The sequence below is a fragment of the Dysgonomonas sp. 37-18 genome (assembly GCF_001899125.1).
In the GTDB taxonomy this organism is placed as follows: domain Bacteria; phylum Bacteroidota; class Bacteroidia; order Bacteroidales; family Dysgonomonadaceae; genus Dysgonomonas.
In genome coordinates this window covers 172321-191471 of sequence record NZ_MKVC01000040.1, presented here as the reverse complement: position 1 = coordinate 191471, position 19151 = coordinate 172321, and the positions used below count along the sequence as shown (strand labels likewise).

16 protein-coding genes are annotated in these 19151 nt (G+C 36.1%); 5 read left to right on the top strand and 11 right to left on the bottom strand.

What is annotated here, in order from left to right:
- Nucleotides 1-16: 16 nt before the first annotated feature.
- The 8 genes from BGO84_RS15060 to kbl form a co-directional block, all read right to left on the bottom strand.
- The gene (locus BGO84_RS15060) at nt 17-1522 is read right to left on the bottom strand and encodes a PspC domain-containing protein (RefSeq protein WP_291030423.1); all 1506 of its coding nucleotides are present in this window, start codon (nt 1520-1522) and stop codon (nt 17-19) included.
- Nucleotides 1523-1534: 12 nt separating this feature from the next.
- Nucleotides 1535-1870 carry a PadR family transcriptional regulator gene (locus BGO84_RS15055; RefSeq protein ID WP_006842604.1) on the bottom strand — a complete coding sequence of 112 codons (336 nt, stop codon included), beginning with the start codon at nt 1868-1870 and terminating at the stop codon, nt 1535-1537.
- Between the two features lie 9 nt (nt 1871-1879).
- Complete coding sequence (locus BGO84_RS15050) at nt 1880-2458, bottom strand: PspC domain-containing protein (RefSeq protein ID WP_291030421.1); 579 nt, start codon at nt 2456-2458, stop codon at nt 1880-1882.
- A gap of 369 nt (nt 2459-2827) precedes the next feature.
- Nucleotides 2828-4162: a cell envelope integrity protein CreD gene (gene creD, locus BGO84_RS15045; RefSeq protein WP_291030419.1), complete on the bottom strand. Its 1335-nt coding sequence runs from the start codon at nt 4160-4162 to the stop codon at nt 2828-2830.
- A 64-nt stretch (nt 4163-4226) separates the two neighbouring features.
- Nucleotides 4227-4526 (bottom strand): transcriptional regulator, encoded by a 300-nt coding sequence (locus BGO84_RS15040; RefSeq protein WP_135103971.1) that lies wholly within the window; start codon nt 4524-4526, stop codon nt 4227-4229.
- Between the two features lie 2 nt (nt 4527-4528).
- Complete coding sequence (locus BGO84_RS15035; RefSeq protein ID WP_291030417.1) at nt 4529-5134, bottom strand: hypothetical protein; 606 nt, start codon at nt 5132-5134, stop codon at nt 4529-4531.
- Between the two features lie 160 nt (nt 5135-5294).
- Nucleotides 5295-6257 carry an NAD-dependent epimerase/dehydratase family protein gene (locus BGO84_RS15030; protein WP_291030414.1) on the bottom strand — a complete coding sequence of 321 codons (963 nt, stop codon included), beginning with the start codon at nt 6255-6257 and terminating at the stop codon, nt 5295-5297.
- Between the two features lie 61 nt (nt 6258-6318).
- Complete coding sequence (gene kbl / locus BGO84_RS15025) at nt 6319-7515, bottom strand: glycine C-acetyltransferase (RefSeq protein WP_291030412.1); 1197 nt, start codon at nt 7513-7515, stop codon at nt 6319-6321.
- A 256-nt stretch (nt 7516-7771) separates the two neighbouring features.
- Between kbl and BGO84_RS15020 the strand changes: the two genes are divergently transcribed.
- On the top strand, nt 7772-8779 hold the full coding sequence (locus BGO84_RS15020) for a glycerophosphodiester phosphodiesterase family protein (protein WP_291030410.1): 1008 nt from the start codon (nt 7772-7774) through the stop codon (nt 8777-8779).
- A 130-nt stretch (nt 8780-8909) separates the two neighbouring features.
- The gene (locus BGO84_RS15015; RefSeq protein ID WP_291030408.1) at nt 8910-9278 is read left to right on the top strand and encodes an NTF2 fold immunity protein; all 369 of its coding nucleotides are present in this window, start codon (nt 8910-8912) and stop codon (nt 9276-9278) included.
- A 108-nt stretch (nt 9279-9386) separates the two neighbouring features.
- Here BGO84_RS15015 and BGO84_RS15010 read toward each other — a convergent pair whose 3' ends face one another.
- Complete coding sequence (locus tag BGO84_RS15010; protein ID WP_291030406.1) at nt 9387-10334, bottom strand: hypothetical protein; 948 nt, start codon at nt 10332-10334, stop codon at nt 9387-9389.
- 182 nt (nt 10335-10516) lie between these two features.
- Here BGO84_RS15010 and BGO84_RS15005 point away from each other — a divergent pair, with 182 nt between their 5' ends.
- The 3 genes from BGO84_RS15005 to BGO84_RS14995 all read left to right on the top strand — a co-directional run bounded on the left by BGO84_RS15005 (nt 10517) and on the right by BGO84_RS14995 (nt 16867).
- On the top strand, nt 10517-13060 hold the full coding sequence (locus tag BGO84_RS15005; RefSeq protein WP_291030404.1) for a S9 family peptidase: 2544 nt from the start codon (nt 10517-10519) through the stop codon (nt 13058-13060).
- Between the two features lie 251 nt (nt 13061-13311).
- A complete protein-coding gene (locus BGO84_RS15000; protein WP_291030402.1) occupies nt 13312-15240 on the top strand; it encodes a hypothetical protein in 1929 nt (642 codons plus the stop codon).
- Nucleotides 15241-15403: 163 nt separating this feature from the next.
- Nucleotides 15404-16867, top strand: coding sequence for an alpha-amylase (locus BGO84_RS14995; RefSeq protein ID WP_291030400.1), 1464 nt, complete (start codon nt 15404-15406; stop codon nt 16865-16867).
- 40 nt (nt 16868-16907) lie between these two features.
- Here the strand turns inward: BGO84_RS14995 and BGO84_RS14990 are convergent, their stop codons facing one another.
- Together BGO84_RS14990 and BGO84_RS14985 are read right to left on the bottom strand one after the other, a co-directional pair.
- Entirely contained in the window at nt 16908-18074 is a 1167-nt protein-coding gene (locus BGO84_RS14990) for an esterase (protein WP_291030398.1), read from the bottom strand.
- A gap of 5 nt (nt 18075-18079) precedes the next feature.
- Complete coding sequence (locus BGO84_RS14985; RefSeq protein ID WP_291030396.1) at nt 18080-19138, bottom strand: AI-2E family transporter; 1059 nt, start codon at nt 19136-19138, stop codon at nt 18080-18082.
- Nucleotides 19139-19151 lie beyond the last annotated feature (13 nt).

The window sequence follows — 19151 nt, the reverse complement described above, 5'->3', positions numbered from 1 at the left end:
ATGTTCTATTATGACTTCAATCAATAGTAAAATTGTAAAAACAACGATTATAACCATATCTGTTTATATTTATATTGAAATCTTTATAAGATCTGTTTAAGGGATATTCTTTTATAACTTTCTTATCACGTGGCGTTTTTATCACAATCTCAAACGTTTCTAAACTCCATGGGTTTGAATTTGTATGCCATGTAGGATTAATCGTTAATAAAGAATCAGTCAGGGTGTAATCTAAGTGTAAATCTTCAACTTTTCTTTTAGCCGTCATTTCATTGTCTGCGAAATTCTTCTTATGTATTTCAATTACATAATTAGTTAATGTTGTATCCACACTGGTTTGTATCGAAGGTAACACACACAGCTTTTTATTGTCCGAAGATCCGGTATATAAAACAAATGGATTGTTCGGTTGTGATTCTGCGCTTAAATATTCGCTACCCAATTTTACGTATAGTGAATCTGAGGTTGTATTTGCATCTACACTCTCAATAGCTTCGGCAGTGTGACGATGGTTTAATCCGAATTTAAATCCGGTATTTCCTAAATAAAAAGAAGCCCCTAACCATAATACAAATCCTATAACAAAACTTATTAATGTCTGAGTTGTAAATGGAGATCTTTTCAAGATTTTAATCATTAGAGATAGCAGCCCCATTAGTGGGATTAAAGATGCTAATAAGAATGCAATCTTTAAATTAATCGAACTTAATCCTAATAATATAAGATAATTATTCAGACCTAGGATTGTTGTGTCAAAATACAACCAAATAAAGGAACCAATCATCGCAATGATGATGAGAAACAAGCTTACAGCTAAAATACCAATGAATACATTCACAAGAATACCTATTGCCGAAGCCAAGGAGCTTCCTTTATATTTTCGGGCTGATTGAGTCCGGTCTTCTTCAATATTTGAAATAGAAGGATCCGATCCGGTCATTGATAGTTTTTGCTTGAAAGAGTGAGCCGCAGGCATTACTGCCCATAGTATACCATATATCAACACTATCACCATACATGACGGGCCTTTGTGCATGAAGAATAATAAGAAAAGGAATATTCCCGAGAATATAAGGCGCATGATAGTTGTGTCTATTCTGAAATAGTGCCCCAATCCGCTACACACTCCACCAATAAATTTGTTGTCAGTGTCTCTGTATAGCTTTTTCTTGAACAAATCTTGTGTGTCGTCGGTTGCATAGTCTGATTTACCAAAAGATTTCTTTTCAGAATCTTCTTCAGTGTATTCTTCTTGAGGAGCATCGTCAAAATCTTTTGGGCTTCCCATAATTTTTATAATATCCAACGCATCCGCCATAGATACGACCCCATCAGCCGAGCTTACACGCATTTGTAATAATTCGCTCAAACGAAGTTCGATGTCAGATATAATTTCTCCCGATTCTGAATTTTTTTCAAAATGCCTTCTTAAGGCTTTCAGGTAATCGTCGAGGACACGGAATGCATCTTCTTCGAGATTGAAAGCTAAACCTCCTATGCTAACTCTAATTGTTGGTTTCATTGTTATCAGATTTTATTTATTTCTAATATTGTCTATTACTCTTACCAGATCAGTCCAAGCGCCATCCAATTCTCCTAATACGGCATTTCCTTTTTCTGTGATTGCATAATATTTGCGGGGTGGACCTTGTGTCGATTCTTCCCATCTGTAAGATAGTAACCCTTGATTTTTTTGTCGGGTAAGTAACGGATATAATGTTCCTTCAACTACAATCATCTCCGAATCTTTCAGTTCATTTATTATATCTGATACGTATGCGTCTCCTTTAGATAGAATACTGAGGATACAATATTCTAATATGCCCTTACGCATCTGAGCCTTTATATTGTCTACATTTATAGTTTCCATATTGTTCAATTATTTGTGTTGTGATGTAAATCTTCTAATGTTTTCGGCTGTCGGAGCATAACCTCTCAGCTCCAGCTTCTGAGCTACACTTATAGCCCTAGGCATTACAATCCAAAGAACACAGTATACAAGGACGGCTGTACCATACAAGAAAGATGTAGCTGCAAAAATCACCCTGATGATAGTTACGTCGATACCAAGGTATAGCGCTAAACCGCTACATACACCTGATACCATTTTTTCGTCAATATCTCTATACATGCGTTTATCTCCTCTTGTATATTCTTTATCTGAACTTTTATAATTTTTATATTCAGTTTCCTGTTCTGACGATTTAGAATCTACTTCGCCTAAATGGTCTATTACTGTTTGTACTTGTTTCATGTCTACAACTTGATTTGAATATTTCATTTCTTTTTGCAATATCTCAGCTACACGAGCTTCAACATCTTCCATTACTTCACGAGCTTCCTGTTTGTCAGGAATAGTTTCTTCGAATCGTTTCAGATAATCTTTTAATCTGAAATATGCATCGTCTTCCATTGTGAAATTGATGCCTCCTATACTTACTTCAATAACCTTTTTCATATTTTAGACTATTTGTTTTTTTGTATTCTATTACCTAATATTATCCTATACAATGTTGTTTGTAATGCAAATATATAAATAAATATAAGTACCATGCAATACATAGTACCTGTGGGTGAATTATATGTTTTGTTTATATTATTGATATATAGTTGTTTATGTGTTTTTTTGCTGTTGAATAATTAACTTTAATTAACTCTTCCTGTTCGTTCATTATTGAAAAAATGATATATGAATAATAAAGAAAGCCGTGTTAGTGAGATACTATATATCTTACTCACACGGCTTAAAGAGTTGGGTATGTCAGCGAAAATAGGAGACAGGCCCCAGATTTATCTTAAACTTAATTTATACTACTATTTTCATCTTTTAATTATGATTAGAATGCTCGTCTGCTATTTGGTCTGATTTATTATCATCATTGTACCAATTTACTCTTCTCAATACAAACATTACGATAGCTAATGCTATAAACAGCCCAATAGCTCCGAATAGCAAAGAGAGGTTTTCTAACTGTAATACTATATACAGATAGGTATATAGTCCCGCAAGGAATAGCCCCATCATACCTGCTTGTTTGGTGCTCCGAAACATTGTTATTGAATATAAGGAAATGAGGATAGTAGTTGCAGAACTCGAAATCAGATATGATAAACCAAAACTGAGGTGCTCTGATATCGCAAGTAATAGTACATAGAATATAACGAGCCCACTGCTTACTAATAAATATTGTACAGGGTGAATCCTTTTTCGACTAAGAAGTTCAACTAAGAAAAACACAACAAAAGTGAATACTATAAACATGATTGCATATTTTACCGAACGCATCGTCATCTGGTATTTGTCAACCGGGAATTTCATATCTACACCTAAGGCAGATGATTTTAATACGTTGTTATCTCCAACCCACATTTGTACATAATTACGGTTGTAATCGAATATATTCCACTTAGCATCAAAGCCGTCTTTATTCACGGTGCGTTCTGTCGGTAAGAAGTTGCCATCAAAAGATACGGTATTCCATGACGATCTAAGGTGTATGGTGCTTTCTTTTCCCACAGGGTTGAAGTATAATCCTTCGCTTCCATTTAGAGCCAGTTCGAAATTGAAATCGTAACTGTTGATAGCGGGATCTAAAGGTGTTTCAACAGTCACTCCGGAACTTACACAAGAATTATTCTTGATCCCCGGTTGAACGATCTGTGGCTTTCCATTTACATTAAAAACAATTTTATTCTTAATCCCTTGCAGATACGTGATACCAATCAGGACGAAAGCTTTATCCCACATTACTTGCTCGGGTTTTATGTTTAACTTAGCATAGTCTGGTAGAGAGAAAGTTCCACTTACATGCAAATTAGACTGATATAGTAATGTCTTGAAGAGTGTGCGAGAGCGTTCTTCTGTTTTTATATTTCCTTCAACATTGAAGCTGTCGGGAAGGAAATAAGCATAATTTGTAATTACATTTTGATTTTTATCAGTCTCACTCAGTACAGGTAGTACCAATACAGGACCAGATATAGTTTGAATCCCACTCCATTTCTGGCTTATTTCGTCTTGAACTGCTTTCTGATTCCCTTCGCGTTCTTCAACGAGTGATCTTACCAGATTGATCGGTAATAGCATAACGGCAATTAAAACTGCAACAACAATGACTTTTACAAAAATCATGTTCACTCCGATATCGAATTTTGTTTTCATAAATAATTAAATTAATAATATATATAAAAGTTCTTTGAAATTCAAAGTTTATAAATAAAAAAAATTACGACAGAGGATTAAGCAATCTCTCGAGAGCGTCTATATGTTCTTTAAATAGTTTCTGTCCCAGAGGAGTTACCTTGTAAGATGTATTGGGTTTTCTTCCCAGAAATTGTTTTCTAACCTCAATTACTTCCTCTTTTTCTAAAGCCTTCAAGTGGCTGGCCAGATTTCCGTCGGTAACGTCAAGCAGCTCTTTCATTGTATTGAAGTCTACACTGTCATTTACCATTAGTACCGACATTATACCTAATCGGATGCGGCTGTCGAAGATTTTATTCAATCCTGATATAATATCTTTCATAATCAACCGTTTTTCTCTGATTTTAAATCATATTTGTAATGAATGAGTATGCCATATACAATGTGTAAAATACCAAAACCTATTCCCCAAAATATAAGATCGTAGCCTACAGTTATAGCTGCAGCCAATCCCAATATTATTTCGCATGCTCCTAATACCTTTACATCACGGAATGTGCGAGAACCCGCAGCTATGAGCCCTAGTCCGTAAAAGATGAGCATGCACGGTGCTACCATAAAGTAAATATCTTTGTAAATAAGGATAATGGATAATAGACCTCCTGATACTAATGGCACGCTAAAATCTTTAGCTATCTCTAACGTTACAGGCATCCAAAGTTTTGAATTACTTTTTTTAGCCTTGCGGGCTGAGAAATATAATCCCACTGCAACAGCACTAATGAGTACAACCGTGGCAATCAAAATAAGATCATATAGAAGATTCCCTGTAAAAGTAAATTTGCCTATCAATACAAAATAAGCCGATATAGCACCCAATATTGCAAATGTACCTGCCATAACACCAGACATACCGCTGATCGATAAGAATTTGCTCGAACGTTCCATCATGGAACGTATGTGCTTTATATCATCTAAATTTGTATCCATAATATTTACTTTGAAATACAAAGTAATATGATATATTTTGATTGTGCAACAAAATAACCGAAATTTTTTATAGAGACAGAGAATGAAAAACTCCCTGCTTAACATCTTGTATAAGCAGGGAGTTTTTAAGTTTTAATTATCGCTAAACGAGTTCTCTATGTTAGGCGTTTAAAAACACTTCTCTTTCCTTCAAAACTTTTATCATATCAGCAGTCATTTTCTCCAGATCATATTCAGGACGCCATCCCCATTCGTGACGGGCGCAAGTGTCGTCAAGTGAGTTTGGCCATGAATCTGCTATAGCTTGTTTTAGAGGGTCTACTTCGTATTCCATTACGAAGCTAGGGTAATGTTTCTTTATTGCTGTATAGATCATTTCCGGGTCGAAGCTCATAGATGCAATATTGAACGAGTTTCGATGGATAAGTTTTGTCGGGTCGGCTTCCATTATATTTATTGCTGCATTTAGGGCATCGGGCATATACATCATGTCCATGAATGTTCCCGGCTTAAGAGGACACATAAATTTTTCCTCTCTTACTGCATTGTAATATATCTCAACGGCATAGTCTGTTGTACCTCCACCGGGATGAGTAAGGTTGGATATGATGCCCGGAAAACGTACTGAGCGAGTGTCTACTCCCCATCTGGTATAATAATAGTCACTAAGTAGTTCACCCATTACTTTCGTAATTCCATACACTGTATTCGGACGTTGGATAGTGTCTTGAGGTGTCTTGTCTTTTGGTGTGTTAGGACCGAAAGCACCTATAGAACTTGGAGTAAAAACGGCACAACCAAATTCGCGTGCTACATCGAGGCAATTCATCAGGCTATTTACTCCAACATCCCACCCTAACTTAGGATTTTTTTCGGCTGTAGCTGATAATATTGCTGCTAGATTGTAAATAGTATCAATTTTGTATTTTTTTACTGCGTCAGCTATTTGCTGTATGTCTGTAGCATCTATTTCTACAGTAGGGCCCGATTCGAAAAAGTTTTCAGGAAAAGGAGGTTTGTAATATCCGCAGATAACATTACTCTCTCCATAAATAGAGCGTAATTTAATACTTAATTCCGAGCCTATCTGGCCCGTACTGCCTACGATAAGAATGTTTTTCATAAAAGAAAAATCTGATTGTAAAAGGGTGATTGTTTAGTTGTATCTTGTTTCAATATTCCACTTACTTAATAACGCCCAGTGCTTTTCCTACCTTCGTAAATGCGGCGATACATTTATCGAGATGTTCTTTTTCGTGTCCTGCTGATATTTGCACACGGATACGAGCTAAATCTTTAGGTACTACAGGATAGTAGAAGCCTGTAACATAAATACCTTCGTCTAATAATTTTGCAGCCATATCCTGCGATAGTTTTGCATCATAGAGCATTACGGCACAGATAGAAGACTGAGTAGGTTTGATATCAAACCCCGCTGCTTTCATTTTTTCTACAAAATAATCGGTGTTAGCATGCAACTTGTCTTGCAACTCATTTGTGCGATCCATCATTTCAAACATTTTAATACCTGCTGCAGCTATAGCCGGAGGAATAGAGTTTGAAAATAAATAAGGGCGGGAACGTTGGCGCAACATGTCGATGATTTCTTTCTTTCCTGTCGTAAAGCCTCCAATAGCACCACCGAAGGATTTGCCAAGCGTACCCGTAATGATTTCTACCTTTCCACGAAGATTAAATAGTTCGGTTGTTCCCCGTCCTGTTTTACCCACCACTCCCGCAGAGTGCGATTCGTCGATCATAATCATGGCATCATATTTTTGTGCCAGTTCATATATTTTATCCATCGGAGCCACATTTCCATCCATAGAGAAAACTCCATCGGTCACTATTATTCGGAAACGTTGGGCTTGGGCTGCTTGCAATTGTTTTTCCAGATCAGCCATATCTGCGTTTGCATAACGATACCGTACAGCCTTACATAGGCGTACACCATCTATTATTGAAGCATGATTTAGTGAGTCAGAAATTATAGCATCTTGTTCGTTCAAAAGAGGTTCGAACACTCCACCGTTGGCATCGAAGCATGCTGCATATAAAATTGAATCTTCTGTGCCGAAGAATTTAGCAATAGCTGCTTCCAATTGTTTATGCAGATCTTGTGTTCCACAAATAAAACGCACGGAAGAAACGCCAAAACCACGTTCATCCATAGCATCTTTGGCTGCTTGTATAAGTTCCTTATTGTTAGATAATCCCAGATAATTATTTGCGCAGAAATTAAGGACTTCTTGTCCGGTATTTACTTTGATTGCAGCACCCTGAGGTGATACAATAATACGTTCGTTCTTATATAATCCTGCTGACTGAATGTCAGCTAATTCGTTTTGTTGGTACTTTTGAAAACCAGAATAAGTGCTCATGATAATTATATTTTTGAAACAAAGGTAATAAAATGCTACTAACTAAAAGTGTCAACATGTTTAAAAATAGTGTCCTCGATGTCATTATTAGTATCTCTATCTTATCCTTTAACTCAGTATAGCGCACTTCTGTTTGAGATTGTAGGCGTGATAAGCAAAAAGAGGGCTTATTGTACAATATATCCAATTTAAACTTTCAGCGAAAAAAAGATTATTGGTATCTTTACAAGTCAATATAAAAGATGAGATTTTTATTATGAAAAAAGTTATTTTGTTATTCGTGTTGCTAAGTGTTTGTTTTATCCATACATACTCTCAGAACCAATTTCTTGTATTGGATAGTTATACTATCCCGGTAAATAAAAAGGGTGCTCTGGTAGGAAAAGTCATTTCAGAGCGAAGTGAAAAGATTACATTAAAAGATCCTTCCGGGCTATTTGAAATCGATAAAGAAAAAAATATAAGGCTAAAGAAAGGAAAACTGCTAACTGCAAATTCGCCTATTTCTTATAACATAATATTGAAAGATGGAAACGCCGAAAAATCATTCGAGCTGGTAAAAGATGAGTTTTTACAAAATAGGGTGATTGCTCACAGAGGAGCTTGGAAAGATCGTGATTTTAGCCATAATTCGATGAGCTCATTGAAGCATGCAGTAGAGATAGGTTGTGAAGGCTCAGAACTGGATGTATGGATGTCATCAGACGATGTTGTTGTGCTTTCACACGATCCTTCGATAGGCGGGAAGGATGTTGAATCAACTACAGCAGCAGAATTGTCTGCTGTAGCATTGAAGAATGGAGATTTTGTACCAACTCTAGAAGAGTATATCAACTATATAAAAACACAAAATAAAACAAAACTAATCATAGAAATAAAAGGAACAAATAAAGGAAAGGCTATCGCTGACTCTGTTGTGCATTTGGTACATCGTATGAAAGCTCAGGCGTGGGTAGATTATATATCTTTCGGTATGCAATACCTTACTCGAGTTAAAGAATTAGACCCTGCAGCAAAGGTACTTTATTTAGGATCCGATAAAAGTTTGGAGGAATTAAAAGCAGCAGATATAGATGGTATTGATTTTCATTATTCATTATTTCAGAAAGATCCGGAATTAGCTGATAAGGCGAAGTCAATGGATTTGCTTACTAATGCTTGGACGGTGAATAAAGAAGAGGATATGCAATCAATACTCAAATTAAAACTGGATTTTATAACAACAGATGAGCCCGAATTGCTTCTTAGGTTATTAGAAAAATAGAGGAGAAAGACATATTGATTAGAAACGCTGAAAATACTTTCAGCGTTTTTTTATTCTTTTATGGAAAATCAAACGAATAAATCTCTACTAAATAAAAGGTATTGAATATTAACCGCTAATAGTATAAATTATGAGTAACCGATCGTCTGTGTTCGCCGTATGTCTAATCGGGTTTATTGTGTCCATTCCCCTATATCACTTCAAAAGTAGATCTCTTAGAAGTATTCCTTTTGAAGAGGCTTCTGTTAAGCCTAATCCGTTAACCATTGATACATCTGCCTATCCCACTATAGAAAGCGTTTTACAAAGAGCAGAATCTGAATTAAAGATTATGTATGGAGCAAAAATAGTCGATTCCGAAAAACCTTTATTGGTAAGTCTTGAAAATAATATATGGACTGTTGTCGGGTCATCAAAAGATGCTGGAAAAGGTGGCGTTTCAGAAATTAAAATAGATAAAATAACAGGAAAGATAATCCACATTTCTCATGGAAAGTAACTTTCGCTATATGGCTATTAACCTTAGTCTCGCCCCTAATTGGGTGATGAAAATAGAATGTCTTCTCTGTCCTCATTACTTGCAATCAGGGGGCATTTGTATATCTTTTTAATTTTTCTTTTTCTCTTTTTGAATGTATGAGAATGAAGTTATATAATTCTCAAATGTTTTGTTATACTTTGTTGTTCCAGACATTACGATTTGAGAAACAAGGTTGTTTTCGTCAAAAGTATAATTGTATTTTATATCAGCATACTTTCTTTCCCCTTCCATTTGGATAATTTCTGCTTGGATAATATTGTTTTTATTTTTTGTCCCCATATGTTCCGACAGAAACGGAAGACTTGCCATTAGCCAACATGTACTTGCCATATTGAATGTATTGCGTGGCATCTCATAGCAATAGTCCGATGGTGCTGCGTATTCTTTATCATCGTATGTATACACAAACCTGTATCCTTTAGTTGTTGTGATCTCTGTTATATTTCCATCCTTAATAGTGTAGTTTTCCGTATAATTCAAAGATGAGGTAACACCAGTTTTGTCATAATGATCAAGCTGTTTGATATATCCCGCATCATCATAAATAAATGTGGTAGAGTCGTTGATAGTCACCTGTTTTGAGACCTTTTCGTTTGATGTTCTTTCTGTGTATCTTACATGTAAAGCATATTCAGCTTGCTTTTTATCATTACGAAAGACTAACAAGCTATCATAATATATGGTAGACTCGCTTTGTTTTATTAATCTGGAATATGATACTTTTTTGTCGCTTATATAGTCTACTACTATTGCAGAATCTTTGATGTTAGAACTTTGTATCGTTTTCATCAAGTCATTATCTGTATATGTAAATTCCTGACTATAACGAAAAGAAAACCCGGGATTATCTTCCGGATAAGTAACCGTTTTTAATAACCAATAGTATTCAGGTATTTCGGGCTCAGGTTCAGGATCTTCTTGCGGAGGATGGTATAATCTTATAGACTCATCGGAGCAGGATAAGCATGTGATAATAAGTATTATACTAGATATTACAAAAGAGGAGAATTTCATTTTCTTAGTTTTGTTTAGGCTTTACTATTAGACACACAAAGATAATAAATATAATATTAAAAAGTAATCTAATTTGTTAAAGGTATGATATGAAATATTTCAAAAATCAGATTTATGAAGAGACACAAACTCATTCTATAATTTGTACATTTGTACTATATAAAAACACTAAAATTAAAGATATGAAGTTCAGGTCAGTTATTCTATTGCTCAATTTGATTGTCGCACTCACTTTGTTTGGGCAGAAAAAAGAGAGCTTATTACAGGCATATACCACCCCTCCGGTAACAATCGTAAACCCACTAAAGATTGATAGTGTAAACCTGAAAGGAGAAAAGTTTTCTGAATCAGATTTGCTAAAAATGTCGATATCAATACCTGAGCAGTCTGCTTTTGTAAGGCCACTGAAAGCCGATAGTGATGGTTTTTTATATCCTGAAAAACCGCAGGATGGAGCCTTCTCTATGCAATTGATATCATTTTATATTACTTCAGATAGATATGCGAAGGGAACATTGAGGGTGACTAGTCCTAATATGTTGGAGATATACATTGATGGAAAGTTGGCTGCTTCAAAGACAACAAAAGAAAAAACTTTTCGGTCTGACAAAAAAGATATAACGGCTTCGATAAATCCTTATCCTCTACAAAATCGCGTTGTAATAAAACTCTTGGCTTCGGCTAAAGATGAAGTACCCCCTACTTTGAAAATTGAAATAGAAAACGAAAAAACTGATTCTGTCTCTAATTTTACAATGTCAAATACTGTAAACCGAAATGTAAACTTCTCAGACATGCTTCTGGGGAAACGAGTGACAAATGTAAGTTTATCAGCAGGAGGACAATATGCCTTGCTATCTTATAGAGAAACATTTGGAGAAAGAAATGCTACAACCACTGAGCTATATAACCTAAAGACTCGTAGTAGTCTCTTGATTGATACCGACGGTCGTAAAAGCCAGCTCGCCTGGATGCCCAAGAGCGACAAACTGTTTTATGTTTCTAAAGATGATTCAGGCTCGGATCTAAGGGCAATAGATCCTGCAACATTGCAGGAAGCTGTTCTCGCAAAGAACATACCGGATGAAAGCATCATGTTTTCGCCTGATGAGAAAACTCTATTCTATACTAAGCTTGAGAAAGAAGCTGAAAATAAAAGTGATCTGAAGCTTTTAAGGTCACCGGAAGATCGTCAATCCGGTTATGGAAACAGGTCTTTTATATATAAATATGATTTGGCTACAGGGCTAAGTCAACAATTGACATTTGGCTCTCATTCTACAGCACTGAATGATATAAGTGCAGATTCGAAACAATTATTGATTTCAATATCAGAAGAGACTATTACTAGCAGGCCCTTCAGTACAAATTCTATGTATAAACTGGACTTATCAACTATGACCGTTGATACTCTTTGGACAAAAGAAGACTTTGCATATAGTGCTTCATTTTCTCCTGATGGAAAGAAAATCCTTGTTGCGGGAGCCGGTGAAGCATTTCATGGTATAGGATTGAATATTGATGAAGGGCAGGTTGCGAATAGTTATAATACTTTGGCTTTCATAATGGATTTAGAAACGAAAAAGATAGATCCGATAACTAAAGATTTTAATCCAAGTATTGATACCTATTTTTGGAATAAAAAAGATAACCTTATATATTTTCGCACAACGGATAAAGATTGTGTGAATATGTATACTTATAACCTTTCGACTAAAGTATTTTCTAAACTCCCTTTAGACGAAGAAGTTATTCGTACATTTAGTACTGCGGGGAATGCCCTTTTAGGTATTTACGCCGGTGTTAGCGTATCTAACTCTACCAGAGCTTATATCTATGATCTTAAGACCCAGAAGTCCATCCGGATAGCCGACCCTTATGAAGAGAGATTATCTCAAATGACATTAGGTAAGGTTGAGGGGTGGAATTTTACAAATTCAGCCGGAACAGAGATTACCGGAATGTTCTACTTACCGCCGAATTTTGATCCTACGAAAAAATATCCAATGATTGTTTATTATTATGGTGGCACCATGCCTACATCCCGTACATTCGAAGGACCGTATCCCGGTCATGTGTTTGCTTCACAGGGATATGTTGTTTATGTTGTGCAGCCAAGTGGAGCTACCGGCTTTGGACAGAAGTTTTCGGCTCTTCATGTTAATGCTTGGGGAAAGCGTACTGCTGAAGATATAATAGAAGGAACGAAGCAGTTTGTGAAAGAACATCCTTATGTGAATGATAAGAAAATTGGTTGTATCGGGGCTTCGTATGGCGGCTTTATGACGATGTATCTTCAAACCCAGACTGATATGTTTGCTGCTGCTGTTTCCCATGCCGGAATCAGCTCTATCAGTAGTTACTGGGGTGAAGGATATTGGGGCTATACATATAGTTCGGGGGCTAGTGCCAATAGTTATCCTTGGAATAATCCGGACTTATATGTTAAACAGAGCCCTTTGTTTAGTGCAGATAAAATAAAAACACCTCTTTTGTTGACACACGGAACAGTTGATACGAATGTTCCTATTGGAGAAAGCATTCAAATGTACACGGCTCTCAAAATACTCGGAAAACCGGTTGAATTTATTCAGGTGAAAGATGAAAATCATGGAGTAGTAAATTATAAAAGACGTGTGGAATGGAATAATTCTATAATGGCTTGGTTTAGCAAATGGCTAAAGGAGGATACTGCTTGGTGGAATAGTTTATATCCTGAAAAATAAAAAATATCAGACAATTTTAATAAATAGATTATGATTTATAAGAAAAGGATGAACTGTTCATCCTTTTCTTATAAATACATTTGTAAAAGTCTGCTAAATGTCTTAATTTCGCATCCGATACAAAACAACATAATATAGAGAAGACAAATATATAGCACAGTAATTAACTTATCCTATTAGAAATATAATCTATTTATTTCAACTTTTTGTTCGAAAAGTTGTAGTTGCTACTGTACTAATTTAATTAACTTATGAAAACAAAACTATCAATTTTGTTATTCTTTCTGTTGTATATTACAGGAGGGATGACGGAGATTTATTCTCAGGTAACTATAGGAGCAGGAGAACCTGCTGAAAAGTATGCAACTTTGCAAATTAGAGATAAGACATCTCAAAGCTTAAATGATTTGGGTGGGGTAACGTCCGAGAAGGGTGGGCTGTTGTTGCCTCGAGTCGAATTGAAAAAAAAGGATCAACTACTTCCTTTTGCTACACAAGATGAAGTGGATTTGAATAACCAAGCTTATAAAGATGCTAAGATTGCGCATATCGGGCTTATTGTTTATAATTTGACAGAAGATGCAAGTCAAGATCTGTGCCGAGGTCTTAATCAATGGGATGGTAATCAGTGGAATTGTTTCCAATATAAAATGGGAAATGCCATTGCAGTTTTAGGTAACTGTGATTCTTTACTCTTTCTAGGTCAATATCAGAATGGAGTATCCCTAAAAAGTGAAAACTATATGAATATTCCTCTACATGTGACTAAGCCCGGTGGGTATACGATTTCTGCAAAATCAGATAAAGACAATGGCTATTATTTTACAACGAGCGGAATCTTTTTAACAACCGGATATTATTATGTCTCAGTTCCCGGTGCAGGTACTCCAAACAAGCATACGACAGGTACTTCAGGGGATTTAATGAAAGTAAATATTAATGGTAAAGAAATAACCGGATGTGAAAAATATATAGATGTTATTGATTCTTCAAAAAAAGCTTCATTCTTAATGAACTGCTTAGATATTAAAGTGGGGGGAGTGTATAAGGTTAATTATTCTCTAATAGCTAGTCAACATTACATAGATGTACCATTAAAGGTTGATAGCGAGGCTCTTGGTTCAACTTATGTCCTCAGAACGAATGAAGTTGATGGAATTTCGTTTAGTGGAGAAGGGTTATTGACATCTGTTAATCAGACAGTCCGGTTGATAGGCACAGGGATACCGACCAATACAAAAAAAAAGTTGATGACTATTACTTCCAATAGTACGAAGTCGGCGGCAATATGCGAAGCTACTATTGCAACATCGATCCCTAAAAAGAGAATATTAGCTTTAGGGCAAGGGATCAACAACGTCGCTAATTACCAATCAGGAGGGAACGTTTTAATGAATAATCCTCGGGCATTTGGAACCCTTACCAGCAGTATTGTAGCTTCAGAAGGATTTGAGATTACATCTATTTCAGATTCAATTCCCCCGGCTGCAACCTTAGAGTCACTATTAGATGCTAAACCGGATATTGTTATTATTGGCAGGGTAACTCATATTCGCGCAGAACAAGCAGGATATCTCTCTGATTATATAAACAAAAAAGGAGTAGTGTTACTCTTTAGCGATGGTGATGGTGGTGAGGATGCAGGATCTGTTGGCAATATAATGAGAGCTGTATTTGGTAAAACGACTATTTACCAAAGAAGGATGCATAATGGTGGAGTTATTTATAAATTTGGAATGGTAAATGATGAAATATTAAATGGTCCATTTGGTGATGTGAGAACACTATACTGGGGTAAGGATTTGTCTCCAACTTGCGGATTGGAGGGAATCCCTTCCGATAAAATAGACGTTTATAGTTATGGTTTTACTCCAACTAGAGAGTTAATTGTAAATGAAACTGAGTCGGTAACAGCATTTAAGCACAAAAAACTAAATTTTATATATGTAGGAGATGGTGGCTTTTTCTCTTATGTTCCAGCAATACCTGTCAGTCCTGATAAAATGCCATTCAGACTTGAAGTCGGGACATTGCTTCCAATTGAAAGATTTAGATTTGGCATAAATAAAATCGATTCTAGGATGAATATGATGTATTCTGTTTGTAATTCAATTTTCTTTGCAAATGCACTGGCGTGGGCAATAAAACAAGCTGAATTAAACGGTATTAATACACCATAATAAAGATATAAGATATAGGATGAAATAGCAGCAAGTAAATTTACTTGCTGCTATTTTTATTGAAAAATACGTTCTATTTTAATCATTAGAATGGGGGGATGTCCTAAGCTTTTGAAAAATAATCTACTTTTGTAGAATAAAGAAATCAAAGCTATCGTAGATTATGAAAAACGGAGTGATGATGCAATACTTCGAATGGAACTTACCAAATGACGGTAAACTGTGGAAGCAACTTTGTGCAGATGCCGGGCATCTACATGAAATTGGTATTACTGCTGTTTGGATACCTCCTGCCTACAAAGCTGATGAACAACAAGATGAGGGGTATGCGACGTATGATCTCTTTGATTTGGGAGAGTTCTATCAAAATAATACGGTAAGGACAAAATATGGAACGAGGGAAGAGTTGAAGTCTATGATTGCCGAGCTGCATAAATATAATATTTCTGTATACCTTGATGCTGTGATGAATCATAAGGCAGAGGGGGATTATACTGAAAAGTTTACAGTTAGAGAAGTAGATCCTGAAGAAAGAAATCGTGACATTTCTGATGATTTTGAGATACAGGCTTGGACGGGGTATGATTTTTGGGGACGCGCAGATAAATATTCTAGTTTCAAGTGGCATTGGTATCACTTTTCGGGTGTCGGGTTCGATGATATAAAAAGGAGAAGCGGTATTTTTCGAATTATAGGTGAAAATAAGAATTGGAGTAGAGGGGTAGATTTAGAACACGGGAATTATGATTTCTTGATGTACAACGATCTGGATTTGAATCATCCCGCGGTCATTACCGAACTCAATCGTTGGGGAATCTGGGTTGCTAACGAACTGAATCTTGATGGGATGCGTTTGGATGCCATTAAACATATGGACGATAAGTTTATCAAACAGTTTATCCAGTGGGTTAGAATGAATAGAGGCGAAGATTTCTATGCGGTAGGCGAATATTGGAGTGGTAATGTAGATACTTTAAATAACTATTTAGAAGCAGTGGATAAGAGCATCGATCTTTTCGATGTGCCTTTACACTATAGTCTGTACGATGCTTCCAGAAAGAAAAAGGAGTATGATATGAGAAATCTATTGAAAGACTCTTTGTCGGTTATGCATCCTGAGTTAGGTGTGACTTTTGTTGATAATCACGATTCGCAGAAAGGAAGTTCGTTAGAGTCTGAGGTTGAAGATTGGTTCAAGCCATCGGCATACGCCTTGATATTATTAATGAAAGACGGGTATCCATGTATTTTTTATGGAGACTATTATGGTGTGAATGGTAAAATATCTAATCATCGAAAAACGATAGATACACTACTAAAAGCCAGACATAAATATGCATACGGTCATCAGGTTGATTATTTCGATCATGCAGCTATTGTTGGTTTTGTGAGACTGGGTGATACAGATCATTTAGATTCAGGTCTGGCTTTACTCATATCCAATGGTGAAGATGGGAGTAAAATGATGAATGTTGGCATTCACCGAGGTGGCGAAGTTTGGTCTGATTTAACCCGGAATGTAGAATATGATATACTTATAGATAAGTATGGTTATGGAGAATTTGCAGTTAAAGAGGATTGTTTTTCCGTGTGGGTAAAAAAGTCGAACGGCTGCAAAAGAAGTTGATATCTCATCTTTTACAGCCGTCACTTATATTATATTTTAATTACTTAAATAGTAATGGCAAAAATTCTGATAAGTATACACGCCAGTTGCTCCAAGTGTGTCCACCCTCAGATTCTACATAAGTGTATTTAGCTCCCATATTATCAAGTTTGGCTCTGAATGCTTCTACATCTTTATATAAAAAGTCTGTCTTTCCTATTCCTATCCAATAAAGTTTATAGCCATTATTTATTTGTCCTGATAGTGTTCCATCAATATCTTCATAAACTTTTGAATTCTTATTTGGCGGATTTATCGCAGGAGAAAACAAGCCAATGTAGTCGAATGTATTCGGATAATATCGTGAGATATGCAGCGAATGATATCCTCCCATTGATAAACCGGCTATAGCACGTTCCGAACGGTCTGTGTAGACGCGATAATTGCTTTCTATGAATTTTATTATATCAGGAAATGTTTCTTCCATCTTTCCATCCATGGTTTGAGGTAACTGGAATACGGGTTTGTAGAATCCCAGACTAGATTCTCCGGGAGCAGCCTCTTGAGATACATTCCCGTTCGACATCACGATAAGCATCGGTTTAGCTTTGCCTTGAGCAATAAGATTATCTACGATCTGTGAAGTTCGCCCCAGAGCCATCCATGCTTCTTCATCTCCACCCATTCCATGTAGTAAATATAAAACAGGGTATTTATCTTTACCTGTTTCATATCCCGGAGGAGTATAGATTGTAATACGGCGTGTTTTATTATTTCCGGGAGAGTCGTACCAACGACGAGTAACCGAACCATGAGGTACGTTTTGCACTTTATACAGATCTCCGTTGCCGTTACCTACTATAAATATATTAGATACAGTAGCTACATCTCTGTTGAGATATACATTATTAGGGTCTTTTGTTTCTACTCCGTTTACAAAGAATGAATAGCTATAAAGATCAGAAGGTAAAGCTTCTGTCGTGTAAGACCAAAGTCCTTTTGCGTCTTTAGTGAGGCTTACCATTCCCGGCTTCCAATTATCTCGAGGAATCCAATCTCCGGTTATTTCTACCGTGTTTGCATTCGGAGCATATAGACGGAATGTAACAGTATTATTACTGTGCACTTCCGGGGACGTAATGTCCGAACCCTCACCCAATGCCTGTTGTGCATGGATATATACCATTGATATGATTAAAGTAATGGTAAATAAAAAAGTTCTTTTCATATTTATTAATTTAGGTTTTCATCATCTTTATAGTCGTCAATAGTCATTGCAGTGTCTTTTTCATCTAAATACTCTCTCTTGAATATATCAATGCAAAGGATAAATACGGAAAGCAGTAAAGGACCGAATATTACACCCCAAAAACCAAATAATGTAAGACCGATTATAACTCCGAATACAGTTATTAATGGATGCGTATCGGCCATTTTCTTTTGCAATATAAAACGGATCAGATTGTCGGAGTTGGATATTACGATCAGAGCATATATAGCTAAGCCAATAGCATTAAACCAATCGCCGGTTAGTGCTAAATAGACAGCCAACGGGAACCATATCAGTGATGTACCAATTAATGGTATAATTGTGGCAAAACATGTAAGGAATCCGAAAAGAATAGGGCTGGGCGCATCAAATATAATGTATCCGATTGTGGCAACAACGCCTTGTATTATAGCTAATAAAGGTATTCCGATAGCATTTGATGTAACCATCATTTTTACAGAATGTATAACGCTCTTTTTATTATCATCATCGAAAGGAAGGAGTGAGAAAAGATATTTCTCCATTCGTTCACCACCGATTAGCATAAAATAAAGCACAAAGACAAGTACCAGAGAATTGATGATAAAACTGCTGACGCTATCTAGTAATATCTGGCCTATTTTAGGTAAATAAGATGCTGCACTTATCAAATTTTCTGAACTGAGTACATTATACCCTGTCTTTTGTTGAATTAACTCATTGAAATGCTGTATTCCTGATATGTAAGACGACGGGTCAAGATTTATATTGTTCAGTTCTCCTACTAATAACCATACTGCCACAGAAATGGGGATAAGAAAACATAATATTGCCTCGATAACAATAAGAATAGCAGACAAAGCCCGTCCCAAATTCTTTTTCTGCGTAAGGTATCTCATTTGCCCTCTTACCATAACATAGATGGTAGATGCTCCTAGTACCCCACTCATAAATGGTGCAAGTTCTCGGAACAGGACAACGCCTATGAAAAGAATAAGTATTATAAGAGAATATTTCCAGTACTGAGCTTTAATGTTTTCCATCTGTTCTGGTGTA